15 protein-coding genes are annotated in these 12,264 nt (G+C 69.4%); 7 read left to right on the forward strand and 8 right to left on the reverse strand.

Annotation, left to right across the window (positions count from 1 at the left end; genetic code table 11):
* From ACWD01_RS36190 to ACWD01_RS36200, 3 genes are all read left to right on the forward strand, one after another.
* On the forward strand, positions 1-229 hold a 229-nt coding region (locus tag ACWD01_RS36190; protein WP_451168079.1), incomplete at its 5' end, for a LamB/YcsF family protein.
* The gene (locus tag ACWD01_RS36195) at positions 226-897 is read left to right on the forward strand and encodes a 5-oxoprolinase subunit B family protein (protein ID WP_451168081.1); all 672 of its coding nucleotides are present in this window, start codon (positions 226-228) and stop codon (positions 895-897) included. The genes ACWD01_RS36190 and ACWD01_RS36195, both read left to right, overlap by 4 nt.
* On the forward strand, positions 894-1,838 hold the full coding sequence (locus tag ACWD01_RS36200; RefSeq protein WP_451168082.1) for a 5-oxoprolinase subunit C family protein: 945 nt from the start codon (positions 894-896) through the stop codon (positions 1,836-1,838). Before ACWD01_RS36195 ends, ACWD01_RS36200 begins: the two co-directional genes overlap by 4 nt.
* Positions 1,839-2,122: 284 nt before the next feature.
* Here the strand turns inward: ACWD01_RS36200 and ACWD01_RS36205 are convergent, their stop codons facing one another.
* The 5 genes from ACWD01_RS36205 to ACWD01_RS36225 form a co-directional block, all read right to left on the reverse strand.
* Entirely contained in the window at positions 2,123-2,911 is a 789-nt protein-coding gene (locus ACWD01_RS36205; RefSeq protein ID WP_451168084.1) for a CAP domain-containing protein, read from the reverse strand.
* A 563-nt stretch (positions 2,912-3,474) separates the two neighbouring features.
* The gene (locus ACWD01_RS36210) at positions 3,475-3,648 is read right to left on the reverse strand and encodes a hypothetical protein (RefSeq protein WP_451168086.1); all 174 of its coding nucleotides are present in this window, start codon (positions 3,646-3,648) and stop codon (positions 3,475-3,477) included.
* Between the two features lie 245 nt (positions 3,649-3,893).
* Positions 3,894-4,214 (reverse strand): hypothetical protein, encoded by a 321-nt coding sequence (locus ACWD01_RS36215; protein WP_451168087.1) that lies wholly within the window; start codon positions 4,212-4,214, stop codon positions 3,894-3,896.
* Positions 4,211-4,864, reverse strand: coding sequence for an RNA polymerase sigma factor (locus tag ACWD01_RS36220; protein WP_451168089.1), 654 nt, complete (start codon positions 4,862-4,864; stop codon positions 4,211-4,213). The genes ACWD01_RS36215 and ACWD01_RS36220 overlap by 4 nt, the downstream gene beginning before the upstream one ends.
* A 17-nt stretch (positions 4,865-4,881) precedes the next feature.
* Positions 4,882-6,459 carry a sodium:solute symporter family protein gene (locus ACWD01_RS36225; protein ID WP_451168091.1) on the reverse strand — a complete coding sequence of 526 codons (1,578 nt, stop codon included), beginning with the start codon at positions 6,457-6,459 and terminating at the stop codon, positions 4,882-4,884.
* A 168-nt stretch (positions 6,460-6,627) separates the two neighbouring features.
* Between ACWD01_RS36225 and ACWD01_RS36230 the strand changes: the two genes are divergently transcribed.
* The 4 genes from ACWD01_RS36230 (at position 6,628) to ACWD01_RS36245 (ending at position 10,293) form a co-directional block, all read left to right on the forward strand.
* Positions 6,628-6,852, forward strand: coding sequence for a DUF3311 domain-containing protein (locus ACWD01_RS36230; RefSeq protein ID WP_451168093.1), 225 nt, complete (start codon positions 6,628-6,630; stop codon positions 6,850-6,852).
* Positions 6,853-6,936: 84 nt separating this feature from the next.
* On the forward strand, positions 6,937-9,057 hold the full coding sequence (locus tag ACWD01_RS36235) for a carbon starvation CstA family protein (RefSeq protein ID WP_451168095.1): 2,121 nt from the start codon (positions 6,937-6,939) through the stop codon (positions 9,055-9,057).
* Positions 9,054-9,251 carry a YbdD/YjiX family protein gene (locus ACWD01_RS36240; protein ID WP_451168097.1) on the forward strand — a complete coding sequence of 66 codons (198 nt, stop codon included), beginning with the start codon at positions 9,054-9,056 and terminating at the stop codon, positions 9,249-9,251. Before ACWD01_RS36235 ends, ACWD01_RS36240 begins: the two co-directional genes overlap by 4 nt.
* 106 nt (positions 9,252-9,357) lie before the next feature.
* A complete protein-coding gene (locus ACWD01_RS36245) occupies positions 9,358-10,293 on the forward strand; it encodes a hypothetical protein (RefSeq protein WP_451168098.1) in 936 nt (311 codons plus the stop codon).
* A gap of 190 nt (positions 10,294-10,483) precedes the next feature.
* On the opposite strand, the gene ACWD01_RS36250 is transcribed toward ACWD01_RS36245, so the two are convergent.
* The 3 genes from ACWD01_RS36250 to ACWD01_RS36260 form a co-directional block, all read right to left on the reverse strand.
* Complete coding sequence (locus tag ACWD01_RS36250) at positions 10,484-11,368, reverse strand: 5-oxoprolinase subunit C family protein (RefSeq protein WP_451168100.1); 885 nt, start codon at positions 11,366-11,368, stop codon at positions 10,484-10,486.
* The gene (locus tag ACWD01_RS36255; RefSeq protein WP_451168101.1) at positions 11,365-12,039 is read right to left on the reverse strand and encodes a 5-oxoprolinase subunit B family protein; all 675 of its coding nucleotides are present in this window, start codon (positions 12,037-12,039) and stop codon (positions 11,365-11,367) included. The genes ACWD01_RS36250 and ACWD01_RS36255 overlap by 4 nt, the downstream gene beginning before the upstream one ends.
* The coding region (locus ACWD01_RS36260; RefSeq protein WP_451168103.1) for a LamB/YcsF family protein at positions 12,036-12,264 on the reverse strand (229 nt) is incomplete at its 5' end. The genes ACWD01_RS36255 and ACWD01_RS36260, both read right to left, overlap by 4 nt.

The raw sequence follows: 12,264 nt of genomic DNA on the forward strand, positions 1-12,264 counted from the left end.
CGTGCCGAGAGCCACCCGAGGCGCGGTGATCACCTCTCCGCAACAGGTCGCCCGGCGGGCCGTCGCCCTTGCCATGGACGGCTGCGTCGAATCCCTCGACGGCAGCACGGTACCCGTAAGGGCACGCTCACTGTGCCTCCATGGAGACACCCCGGGCGCCGTGGAGCTGGCCACGCAGGTGCGCGCGGCGCTGGAGTCCGCGGGAGTCAGGGTGGAGGCCTTCGCATGAGACTGAGCCCGGTGGGAGCCGACTCCCTCCTCGTCGACCTGGACACGCCGGAAGAGGCGCAGGCCTGGCATGCCCGGATCCTGAACCACCGCAGCGCGGGCACGCTTGTGCCGGTGCGCGAGATCGTGCCCGGCGAGAAGACCGTGCTCCTGTACGGCATCAGCGATGCCGACGCCATGGCCGCACAGCTGCGCCAGTGGTCTGTGCCGCCTCTTACCGCCGACAGCGGTCCGCTGATCGAGATCCCGGTGCGCTACGACGGTGCCGATCTCCCCGCCGTGGCGGATCTGTGGGGTGTCACGCAGGACGATGTGGCCCGCATCCACAGCGCCACCCACTACCGCGTGGCCTTCTGCGGCTTCGCTCCCGGGTTCGCCTACATGCTCGGGCTCGAAGAGCGCTGTCACGTGCCCCGGAAGGCCGAGCCCCGCACCTGCGTACCCGCCGGCTCCGTGGCGCTGGCCGGCCCCTACACCGGCATCTATCCGCGCGCCTCCCCCGGCGGCTGGCAGCTGATCGGCACGACCGACGTGCGCCTTTGGGACATGGAACGCGACCCCGCCGCAATGCTGTCCCCGGGCACACGAGTGCGCTTCGTCCCACAACCGGTATCCGGGAGCACGAAAAGATCCAAGGCAACGACGAAGGGCGAAAGGCACCACGCATGAACGGCGGCAAGATGGAAGTCGTACGGGCCGGCGTACTCACCACCATCCAGGACCTGGGCCGGTTCGGCCACGCCGGCCTGGGTGTACCGCGCTCGGGCGCCGCCGACCAGCCGGCACACCGCCTGGCCAACCGCCTGGTGGGCAACCCCGCCGACGCGGCCACCATGGAAACCACCCTCACCGGCGTGGCCGTCCGCGCCACCCGGCCCGTGCTCGTCGCCGTGACCGGCGCCCCCGCACCGGTACGTGTCAACGGCCGACCCTCAGCGTGGGCCGACCCGGTGTACCTGCCCGCAGGCGCCGTACTGGACGTGGGCACGGTCACGAGCGGCCTGCGCAGCTACGTCGCCGTCAGCGGCGGCATCACGGTCCCGTCCGTCCTGGGCAGCCGTTCCACCGATCTCCTCTCCGGCCTCGGCCCTGCCCCGCTTCGGGACGGCGACACGCTGCCCCTGGGCGAAAGCACCGGCAGGCCGCTGCGATCCGACACCGTGGTATGGCAGGCGCCCCCGGACGAATTGGTCCTTCCCGTGATCCTCGGCCCTCGGGACGACTGGTTCACACGCGCCGCGGTGGACACCCTCGCGAGCGGCCGCTTCCGGGTCTCCTCCAAGAGCAATCGCATCGCGCTGAGGACGGACGGCCCCGTTCTCGAGCGCGCCGTGCCCGGCGAAATGGCCAGCGAAGGTATGGCCGTCGGTGCGATTCAGGTGCCGCCCGAGGGCAAACCCGTCGTATTCCTCGCCGACTCCCCCACCACCGGTGGCTACCCTGTCATCGGAGTCGTTCCCGAAAGTCATCTGGCCGCAGCCGCACAGGCCGTCCCAGGCATACCGATCCGATTCGGCCCGATCCTCCAACGGCACCGGCGCACGGCACGACCGGGCAATGCTCACCTCGCCGCCTCACCTCCACAGGATCCGATCCGTCCGCGACGGTGACGTTTCGAAACGGGGGAGGCCGCTGACTGTGCGTACGACCTGGCGTGAGGTCGTCCGGGTGTTCTTGCGGTCGGGTGACCGTTCGGGGCCGGAGGGGGAGGATTCCGTGCTCCGGCGGGGCAGGCGGCCCTCCGGGCGGATGGGCCGCGAATGCCGTCGCCGATGGCGCGGCGGTGGCGCTGCTGTTGGATGGATCGCCGGTCGTGGAGGCGACGAGGCCCCCGCCGGCCGATCACGACAGGAGAGCCTCACGCCGGCGCTCCAGCCTTTCGCAGTGCCGCCTATCAGGCCGTGCCGAAGTCCTGCGTCCAATAGTTGTACGGCTGCGCGAGGCCGACGCCGATCTCCTTGAACTCGCAGTTGAGGATGTTGCGCTTGTGGCCGGGGCTGGACATCCAGCCGGCCATGACGCTCTCGGCGGTCGCGTAACCGTAGGCGACATTCTCGCCGTAGGTGCTCCAGCTGTAACCGGCACGCGTGATCCGGTCACCCGGGTCCGATCCGTCGGAGCCCGTGTGGGACATGTCCTGGTGGGCTGCCATGTCCTCGCTGTGATCCTGCGCGGCCTTCGTCAGCTTCGCGTTCAATGTCACGGGGGAGCATCCGGCCTTGGTGCGCTCACTGTTGACGAGTGCCACGACGCGGGCGACATTGCCGGGCGCCGGTGCCGCGGTGGACGGAGCAGTGGACGGCGCTGCCCACTTGGGCTCCGTCGGCTTCTGTGCCGTCGTCTTCGGCGTTGCCGGCTTGGGTGCGGCGGGCTTGGGTGCGGCGGGCTTGGGTGCGGCCGGCGTTGCAGTGGGGGTCCGCGACTCGGGCGGGGTCGGCTTCCGGTCCCGCTTGTTCCCGTCCCACCGCTGGTCCCACTTGCCCCCGCCCCACCGCCGGTCCGAATCATTCCCGTGCCACTGATGGTCGGAATGCGCACTCTTCCACTGACTGTGAGACCGGCTGTCCTGAATCCCCTGCGGGTCCATACATGCCATAGCAACAGACGGCACACCAACGGCTGCCATGGCGACGGCAGCGATGGTTGTCTTCCGGTAGCGCGTCGTTCTGCGGTGCTTGCTCATGTGTGCCCTTACTTGTCAACGCGGAGCGCCACCGAGGGCGGCTGGCCCGGCCCGTTCTGTGTGACCTGCGGAGGCGCCTTTGCGGGCAGCCATTGTCAGGACCGCTGCGGGAGGAGGGCAACGAGCGCCTTCTACTACGTCTGGCAGTAGCAGCGGTCCGCCCTTGCCAAGGGCGTACGGACGTGCTGGCGCACATTCGGAAACCTTCCGAGCTTTTGACGTCCCGTCAAAAGGCTCTGCATGCTCCCGCGACGGGTGCATGCACCGAGGGATCCGAAGGCCACCGAACAGCGTGGGGGTATGCCGCATCGAAGGGGACAATTATCTTCATATCGCCAAGGCGGACATCTACTATCGACGCTCCTGACACCTGAAACGACCGTGTCAGATGTCACGTAACCAATTGATTCCGCTTCAATTCCGGCCATGAGCGTCGAGGCCGGATCGAGGCCGCGCCCGGTCAGGCGGCGTCGGCGACGGCTTGGTGCCCGGGGCGGTAAATCCTGCGGTGCGTGCCCCTCGCAGCGGACGGCCGGCCAGTGTGGCTGCCGACCAGTGATTCTTCACCGGTCGGCGGGGCGGATCGGGTGGGGTGATCGAGGACCCGTGTATACCGGTTCGGACGCCGACGAGACGACGCGCTGTATCCGGTGCGCGTTCTGGGCGAACTGCTCATGGCCGAGAACGAGGAAGGAAAGCCGGTGGCCTTTGGCCTTGCCGACCTCCTCGATGACCATTTCGACGAGACCGTGACGGGGAGGAGTGACAGGCGCCCCACGAAGGGAGGCCAGCCTGGCGCCTTCGTCGTGCGCTTGCGCGGCGCCCGCGACGGTTCGCTCGCCCGCGGCGTACTCAGTGTCTCCACGTCGTGGAACTGCTTGCCGCCCATGACGTACTTGGGTGGTCGACCGCGTCATGGATTTTCACGTCCCGGAGGAGGAAAACGCTGCACCTCATGGGTGCCATGGGTCGACTGAACAGGTCAGCCGATGGGCGGCTGCGCGAGGGCGTGCGGCGCGTGTGGTGCCGGTGGCGCGGAGGCGATAGGGGCGTGGGCGCCGTTGAAGATCACGCTGGAGCCGGAGGGGGTCTGGTTGAGAACCCAGAGGCCGATCAGGACGGCGAGGGCGAAGACGACGGTGGCCAATACCGCCAGAACCAGGCGGCGCCTGTGTTCGCGGCGACGCCATTCGCCGCGAGCGGTGCGGTAGGCGTCGGAGTCGGGTTGCACCTGAAGAGCAAGGACTTCGAGGGCCTCTTGGAGCTGCTTCTCGGTGCGGGCACCGTCAGAGTGAGTGTTCATCGGCGGGCCTCCATCGATTCGGTGAGGGCGGCAAGGCCGCGAGCGGTGTGCGTCTTGACCGATCCTGTCGAAATGCCCATCGCCGCCGCGATCTCTCCTTCCCTGAGGCCCAGCCAGTGGCGTAGTACGAGAGCTTCGCGCTGCCGCGCGGGCAGCCGCTGGAGGGCATCGACCAGTACCCGTTGGTCGTCGCGGAGCAGCGCCGAGTTCTCTGCGGAGGTGACCAAGTCGGCCGTCGGCGCCTCGGCGTGTCGGCGGGCAACCTGGAGGTGACGTATACGCATTCGGGTCAGATTGCAGACGGTGGAGCGCAGATACGCCGCCGCCGACTGAGCGTCGCGTACCTTTCGCCACTTTCGGTAGATCTGGTAGTAAGCCTCGGCCACAACGTTCTCGGGGTCGTCGGCGCCGAGGAGCGTGGCGAGCCGGAGCATCGACGTGTAGTGCAGGTCGAAGAGGCGGGCGACGGCCCTCTCCCGCCCCTCCTCGGTCGTGTCGGCGGTGTCGGCCGAATCTCCGGCCGGTCCAGCGGGCGGGGCGGCCGGCGGGTCGGCGGGCGGGTCGGCCGGCGGGTCGGCGGGCGGGTCGGCCGGCGGACCGGCAGCCTCATCGGCGGCGGGATGGCGTTGCTGGGCTATGCCGTCGGCCATGGGTCTGATGGTTTGGCTCATGGGTTGCTTGCTCCCGTCCCGGGCCGGTGCCTGGCTGCACGGCAGGTAGTGGGCAGTGCGGTGGAATCCGCGCCTTGGGGTGTGCCGATCCGCTTCAGTACGGCGGTGCCGGCCAGCGCGACAGTCAGATTCAGGAGCAGGGCCGCCAGCCCCGCGTAGATCTCCACGGCATGGCCGGGCAGGCCGAGTGGCACCAGAGGAGAGAAGCCCTCGCGCACGACCATGACCGTACCGAGCACCATACCGACGGCCCAGCCCGCAAGCAGCGCCCGGTGGTGCAGCCGGCGGGTGTACAGCCCAATGGCCACGGCGGGGAAGATCTGCAGGATCCACACGCCGCCAAGGAGTTGGAGATTGATGGCGTCCTGGTCCCGCAGTCCGAAGACGAAAGCCACCGCTCCGACCTTCGCCGTGAGGGAGACCGCCTTGGCGACCCGCACCTGGCGCTTGGGGGTGGCCGTGCGGTGGAAATACTCGACGTACACATTGCGCACGAAAGAGGTCGCGGCCGCGATCGACATGACGGCGGCGGGGACCAGCGCCCCCACCGTGATGGCTCCGAAAACCAGGCCGGCCAGCGGCGCCGGCATGAGGCGGTCCACGAGGATGGGGACGGCGGCCTCGGCGCTGCCGTCGGGGGCTTGCACGCCCGCGGCGAGAGCGGCGATGCCGAGCAGCCCGAAGAGTGCAAGCACTGCTGTCCAGGCCGGCAGGGCGACGGCGACGCGGCGCAGCACGCGCGGGCCGGAGGCGGCGAAGGCCGCGGTGAGGACGTGCGGGTACATCAGCAGGGCCAGCGCCGACCCCACGGCCAGCGTGGCGAAGGCCGGCTGCTGGTCGGGAGCGAGTACGAGGGAGGCCGTGCCGCCCGCCGGGGCGGCGCCCGGCTCGGCGAGCCGGGCGGCCGCCGCGTCGAAGACCGCGCCAGGTCCGCCGAGGCGGGCCAGGACCAGCCAGCTGACGGCGAGCACCGAAACGAAAACGGCCACGCCCTTCAGCGCGGATATGACGGTGGGCGCGCGCAACCCGTGCCGGTACGTCGCCACGGCCAGCCCAGCGAAAATCGTGGCCATCGCCAGGTCACCGGTGGCGGCGCTCGGATAGAGGCCGCCGGCGGTGAGCACCGCCCGGATGCCCAGGAGCTGCAGGGCGAGGTAGGGCATGGTGGCGAGGATGCCGGTGAGGGCGACGACCAGGGCGAGCGGCGGCGATCCGTAGCGTCCGCGGACGAAGTCGGCGGCGGTGACGTACCCGTGGTCCCGCGCCACCTGCCACATCCGGGGCAGAAGCACGAAGGCCAGCGGGCAGACGATCACGGTGTACGGGAGGGCGAAGAAGGCGGGCGCCCCAATGCCGTATACGAGGCCCGGCACGGCGGCGAAGGTATATGCAGTGAAGATCGTTCCGCCCAGCAGCAACCACGTCCACACGGTGCCGAGGCTCCGGTCGGCCAGCGCCCAGCCGTCCAAGGAGGGCAGTGTGTCTTCGGCATGCAGACGGCGGGCGCTGATGGCAAGCAGGGACGCCCCGCCGATGACAGCGAGGAATGCCGCAGCCATGGGGCCTTCCGTCATTGGTCACCGCCCTTGGCGTCCTACGTGCGCAGTCCTGTCGCCTACAAGTTGCGCGGACGGCTGGTTCCGAGGACGCGAAATCTGACGAAACTTTCTGGACATCCGCCGTCAACCGAACGGCGGGCTCTGGCAACTCTTGCACAGACGAACAGGAGAGAGGAGAGCACTGTGGTTCGGATCGCATTCCCTCGCCACGGTTGGCGCCGGGTCGCGGCCGGTGCCTGCCTGCTCGCTCCGGTCGTCGCACTGCTCTGCGTGCCCTGGTACGCGCAGGACCGGCCACAGCTGGCCGGGGTGCCGTTCTTCTACTGGTATCAGCTCGCCTGGGTGCCAGGGTGCAGCCTCGGAATGCTCACCGCATACCTGCTCACCCGGCGCCCGCCGAAGCCCTGATCACGCACAGCCAGACCCCTCCCACCCCCGTGCAACGCGTGCATAGCAGCACGCCTTGACCACCCGCCAAGGCGAGGATCCGTCATGCCCAGATTGGCCCGTACCAATCCGAAATCGATACTGTTGTGGACCAGCGTCGCCCTGCTGGGCGCGTTCGCCTGGGGCATGGTGGCCCTGGCCCGGGGCGAGGAGATCTCCGCCCTCTGGCTGGTGCTGGCCGCCCTCGGCTCGTACGCCATCGCGTACCGCTTCTACTCGCGGTTCATCGCCCGACGGGTACTGAAGCTGGACGACAGCCGGGCCACGCCCGCCGAGCGGCTGGAGGACGGTGTCGACTATCAGCCGACCGACCGCCGGGTGCTGCTGGGTCACCACTTCGCGGCGATCGCCGGTGCCGGACCGCTGGTCGGACCGGTACTGGCAGCCCAGATGGGATACCTGCCGGGCACCATCTGGATCGTTGCCGGCGTCATCTTCGCCGGTGCCGTGCAGGACATGGTGGTGCTGTTCCTGTCCATGCGGCGGGACGGCAAGAGCCTGGGTCAGATGGCCCGTGACGAGATCGGCAAGGTCGGCGGCGCCGCAGCGCTGATCGCGGTCTTCGCCATCATGATCATTCTGCTCGCGGTGCTGGCGCTGGTCGTCGTCAACGCCCTCGCCCACTCGCCGTGGGGCACCTTCTCGGTGGCCATGACCATCCCCATCGCCCTGTTCATGGGCTTCTACCTGCACATCCTGCGCCCCGGACGCGTCCTCGAAACCAGCCTGATCGGTGTGACGCTGCTGCTCCTCGCCATCGTCGGCGGCGGCTGGATCCAGAACTCGTCACTCGCGGACACCTTCACATGGAGCCCGACGACGCTCGTCTTCTGCCTCGCCGGCTACGGCTTCGTCGCCTCCGTCCTGCCCGTGTGGATGCTGCTCGCACCGCGCGACTACCTCTCCACCTTCATGAAGATCGGCACCATCGCGATGCTCGCGGCCGGCGTGCTCATCACCGCGCCCATGCTGAAGGCCGACGCGATCAGCCCGTTCGCCTCTTCCGGCGAGGGCCCGGTCTTCGCCGGATCCCTCTTCCCGTTCCTGTTCATCACCATCGCCTGTGGCGCATTGTCCGGCTTCCACGCGCTGGTCGCGTCGGGTACCACCCCGAAGCTGATCCAGAAGGAGTCCCAGGTCCGGATGATCGGCTACGGCGCCATGCTCATGGAGTCGTTCGTCGCCATCATGGCGCTGGTCGCCGCGTCCGTCCTCGACCCGGGCCTGTACTACGCGATGAACTCGCCGGCCGGCATGCTCGGCACCACCGCCGAATCGGCCTCGCAGGCGGTGGCCAACCTCGGCTTCACGATCACCCCCGACCAGCTGACCGCCGCCGCGGCGGCGGTCGAGGAGAATACCCTGATCGCCCGTACCGGAGGCGCACCGACGCTCGCGGTCGGCATGGCGGAGATCTTCTCCGCGGTCTTCGGCGGCGCCGCGATGAAGGCCTTCTGGTACCACTTCGCGATCATGTTCGAGGCCCTGTTCATCCTGACGACCGTCGACGCGGGTACCCGCGTTGGCCGCTTCATGCTCCAGGACATGCTCGGCAACATCTGGAGGCCGATGGGCCGCGTCAACTGGAAGCCCGGCATCTGGATCGCCAGCGCCCTCGTCGTCGGCGCGTGGGGCTATTTCCTCTATGTCGGCGCCACCGACCCGCTCGGCGGCATCAACCAGCTCTTCCCGCTCTTCGGCATCGCCAACCAGCTGCTCGCCGCGGTCGCCCTCACCGTCGCCACCACCGTGCTCATCAAGACGGGGCGGCTGCGGTGGGCCTGGGTCACCGGGATCCCGCTCCTGTTCACCGTCACCGTCACCTTCGTCGCCGGCTGGCAGAAGATCTTCTCCGACGACCCGCGTGTCGGCTTCTTCGCCCAGCGCGCCCGCTACGCCGAAGGAATCGAATCCGGCACAGTCCTGGCGCCCGCCAAGAGCATCGACGACATGCACACCGTGGTCACCAACTCCACCGTCGACGGCGTCCTGATCGCGCTGTTCCTGGTGCTGGTCGGGCTCGTGATCATCAACGCGACGGTGGTGTGCGTACGAGCTGTGCGCTCGCCCACCCCACTGCCGACCACTGAGGCACCGTACGTGAAGTCGCGCATCGACGTCACCGCCGAGTCGCCCGACATGGAGCTGGTTGGAGCCCGCGAATGAACCGACTGCAACCGCGTCGGCTCCTGCATGGACTGCGCTGGTACGTAAGGGAGTTCACCGGCGACGCGGAGTACGACCGCTACTGCGAAAGCCGTCGGCTGAACCACCCGCAGCTCCCCGTACCCACCCGCCGGGAGTACGAGCACATGCGCACCCGGCACCGGGAGCTGCATCCGAACAGCCGCTGCTGCTGACTGGCGGCAGCCTTGCACCGCGGGGTGGACGCCGTCACCGGAGGCCCTGACGACGGCGCCCGCCCCGCACCCCCGCCCTGCCCTGCATCCCCCGGAGGACACAGAGATGTTGCGACGCAGACAACAACTCCGCACCGGCCCAGAACTCGACGACCGGGAACTGCGCCGCACACTCGCCGAGATACGTCCCTCCTCCCAGTTGCATGGACTCGGTGCAGACAACACCGCCCCTCTCTGGAAGTCCGTCGCCGGCCTGCTGCGCGCCACCGGCCGGGACTGGGACCGTCGTACGCACCGGATATCCGTGCTGGCCCGTACCCTGCCGCCGGCCGTCGCCGACCGCTGGGCCGCCGCCCGGCCCGAGGATCCGGATGCCGCAGTGGTCCGGGCATATGTACTGACAACCCGCGCCAAAGACGGCGTCGGTGCCGGGCAGGCCGAAGAGGCATGCGTCCGCGCCGCTGAGGCATACCCACCGGACCCCACCCCGTGGCTCTCGCTGCTGTCCCTGCTGCGCTCCCGGCGGGTACCGCTTGCACGCGCCTTGCCCGTCTGGAACGAGATCGTCCGACGTGACCCATGGAACAGGCTCGCGCACCACGAACTCCTGCGCTACCTCTCCCCCCGCGAGCGGGGATCCCTCGTCGAGATGATCGCCTTCGCCCGGCGCGGCGCGAACGCACCCCACGGATCGCCACTGGCCCTGCTCCCGCTGGCGGCCCGCACGGAGCACTTCGGCCACCGTCTTCGGCCCGGCAGCCTGGACGCTCTCGGTGCCGGGACGCACTGGTACGAACCCGGCGTCACTGCGGAGATCGATTCCGCCATGTCCCGCTGGTTCCACGCCGACGCGCCACCCCACGCCCACGCCATGGCGGACCTCAACATCCTCGCCTTCGCCCTGACCCGCGCCAAGCGCCACTCAGAGGCCGCCCAAGCGTTCCGCCGCATCGGCCGGTACATGACGCCGTACCCCTGGGACCTGACCGAGGACCCGGTCGGAACCTTCCTCTACTGGAGTGCCGGGCCCACCCACCGCTGAGGTCTTCCGGACTTCCCCACTGACCTGTGCGTCAGACCGCCACCTGAAAATCGCGGTGCAGCCCTTCCCTGCTCTGCGACACAGGCTCCACACCCCGCACGAGGTGAAGGCGGGAGCCCGCGCAAAGACGTGCCCCTGCTCGCACGCAGCAAGGACACCGTAGAGCAGTACTCGGACAGGACAGGAGGTGTCACACGGATGGTGTTCGCCGCTGCCGGGTCGGCATGAACCGGACCGGACTGCCCGGCACGGCCTGGGCGGCCGCCGCCAGCCGGTTCTCGGGTACGACGCCGATCACGGGATAGCCGCCGGTGGTGGGGCAGTCGGCGAGGAAGACCACCGGTTTGCCGTCGGGCGGCACCTGAATGGCACCCACCACCATGCCTTCGCTGGGCATTTCGCGGTGCACGGCCCGGTCGAGAGCGGGCCCGTCCATCCGCAGCGCGATGCGGTTGCTGCGGGAGGAGACGTGGAAGCGGGCCGTGGCAAGGGTGTTGATCGCGCGGGTGGTGAACCAGTCGTCCCGTGGGCCGAGCAGTACGGGGAGCACCAGTTCCTCCGGGGGCGCCTGCCACACCATCGTGTCGGCGTGGAGGGGTGAGCCGGTCACGTCCCCCAGGGGCAGGGTGTCCCCGCTTCTGAGAGGGGCCGGGCCGAGACCGGAGAGCAGGTCGGTGGAGCGGCTGCCGAGGACGGGGGGCACCTCGATGCCTCCGCTGATGGCGACGTAACTGCGCAGACCGGTGGTGACCGCGCCTACCTCGAGCACGGCGCCGGCCGGCATGTGCACGGGACTCGTCCACGCCGCCGGCCGGCCGTTGACCCGTACCGGCGCCGGGGCTCCGGTCACGGCGACGACCACGGGGTGGGTGGTGCGCACGGCCACCCCGGTCAGGGTGGTTTCCAGTGTTGCCGCATCGGCGGGGTTGCCCACCAGACGGTTCGCCAGGCGGTGTGCCGGCTGGTCCAGTGCCCCGGACCGGGGGACGCCCAGGCTGGCATGGCCGAACCGGCCCAGGTCCTGGATGGTGGTGAGGGCGCCGGCCCGTATGACTTCCAGTTTGCCGCCGCTCATGCGATGTGCCTTTCGGCTTCCGTTGCTTGTGCGGGCCCGTTTCCGCGGTCGGGTCCGGACACCTGTGGGACGAACCGCACGCGCATGCCGGGGGTCAGCAGTGCCGCGGGTTCGCGTTCCATGTCCCACAGGCGCACGCGGGTCGTTCCGATCAGTTTCCAGCCTCCGGGTGATGCGCGCGGATAGATGCCTGTGTAGGGGCCCGCGAGTGCTACGGAGCCGGCCGGTACCGAGGTACGCGGCGCGGCGCGGCGCGGCACGTGGTAGGTGTCGCCGAGACCGGTCATGTATGCGAATCCCGGGGAGAAGCCGCAGAAAGCCACTCGGTGTTCCGTGCCGCTGTGGATGCGCGCCACCTCGTCCGGGGCGACGCCCCACAGGTCGGCGACGGCCTCGAGATCAGCGCCGTTGTAGTGCACGGGAATCTCAACGACGGGTCCGCTGCCGGGCATGAGCGCGGGCACGGACCACCGGCGCAGCTCCGTTTCCATGGCGCCGGTGTCATGGACCCCGTAGAGGAGGACGGTCCTGTCTCCGGGCACGATCTCACGCACCGACGGCAGTGTTCCCGTGTCGCGGCGGCTCAGGAGCTGAGCGTGCCACGCCTGGGCCTCTTCGGGAGTGTTCAGGTCGACGAGCAGGGAGTCCTGCCCGACCGGTCTCAGCTTCATGCGAACGCCTCCACCCTGACTCCCGCGGACTCCAGCGCCGCGCGGACTCGCTTGGCCAGTTCGACCGCTCCGGGGGTGTCCCCATGCAGGCACAGGGAACGTGCCCGCACGGGCACGGATGCGCCGTCCGCAGTGGTGACACGGCGCTCTCGTGCGAGGGTGACGGCCCTGCGGGCGACCCGTTCGGGGTCGGTGATCACCGCACCGGGGGAGGCCCGGGGGACC

The sequence above is a fragment of the Streptomyces sp. NPDC002835 genome (assembly GCF_053591995.1).

Excerpts from the sequence above, each read along its gene's own strand:
- ACWD01_RS36220 (WP_451168089.1), bottom strand. The coding sequence starts at position 4,864 with ATGGCCGACGGCATAGCCCAGCAACGCCATCCCGCCGCCGATGAGGCT.
- ACWD01_RS36195 (WP_451168081.1), top strand. The coding sequence starts at position 226 with ATGAGACTGAGCCCGGTGGGAGCCGACTCCCTCCTCGTCGACCTGGAC.
- ACWD01_RS36215 (WP_451168087.1), bottom strand. The coding sequence starts at position 4,214 with ATGAACACTCACTCTGACGGTGCCCGCACCGAGAAGCAGCTCCAAGAG.
- ACWD01_RS36245 (WP_451168098.1), top strand. The coding sequence starts at position 9,358 with ATGTTGCGACGCAGACAACAACTCCGCACCGGCCCAGAACTCGACGAC.
- ACWD01_RS36200 (WP_451168082.1), top strand. The coding sequence starts at position 894 with ATGAACGGCGGCAAGATGGAAGTCGTACGGGCCGGCGTACTCACCACC.
- ACWD01_RS36235 (WP_451168095.1), top strand. The coding sequence starts at position 6,937 with ATGCCCAGATTGGCCCGTACCAATCCGAAATCGATACTGTTGTGGACC.
- ACWD01_RS36225 (WP_451168091.1), bottom strand. The coding sequence starts at position 6,459 with ATGACGGAAGGCCCCATGGCTGCGGCATTCCTCGCTGTCATCGGCGGG.
- ACWD01_RS36210 (WP_451168086.1), bottom strand. The coding sequence starts at position 3,648 with ATGGTCATCGAGGAGGTCGGCAAGGCCAAAGGCCACCGGCTTTCCTTC.
- ACWD01_RS36240 (WP_451168097.1), top strand. The coding sequence starts at position 9,054 with ATGAACCGACTGCAACCGCGTCGGCTCCTGCATGGACTGCGCTGGTAC.
- ACWD01_RS36250 (WP_451168100.1), bottom strand. The coding sequence starts at position 11,368 with ATGAGCGGCGGCAAACTGGAAGTCATACGGGCCGGCGCCCTCACCACC.
- ACWD01_RS36255 (WP_451168101.1), bottom strand. The coding sequence starts at position 12,039 with ATGAAGCTGAGACCGGTCGGGCAGGACTCCCTGCTCGTCGACCTGAAC.
- ACWD01_RS36205 (WP_451168084.1), bottom strand. The coding sequence starts at position 2,911 with ATGAGCAAGCACCGCAGAACGACGCGCTACCGGAAGACAACCATCGCT.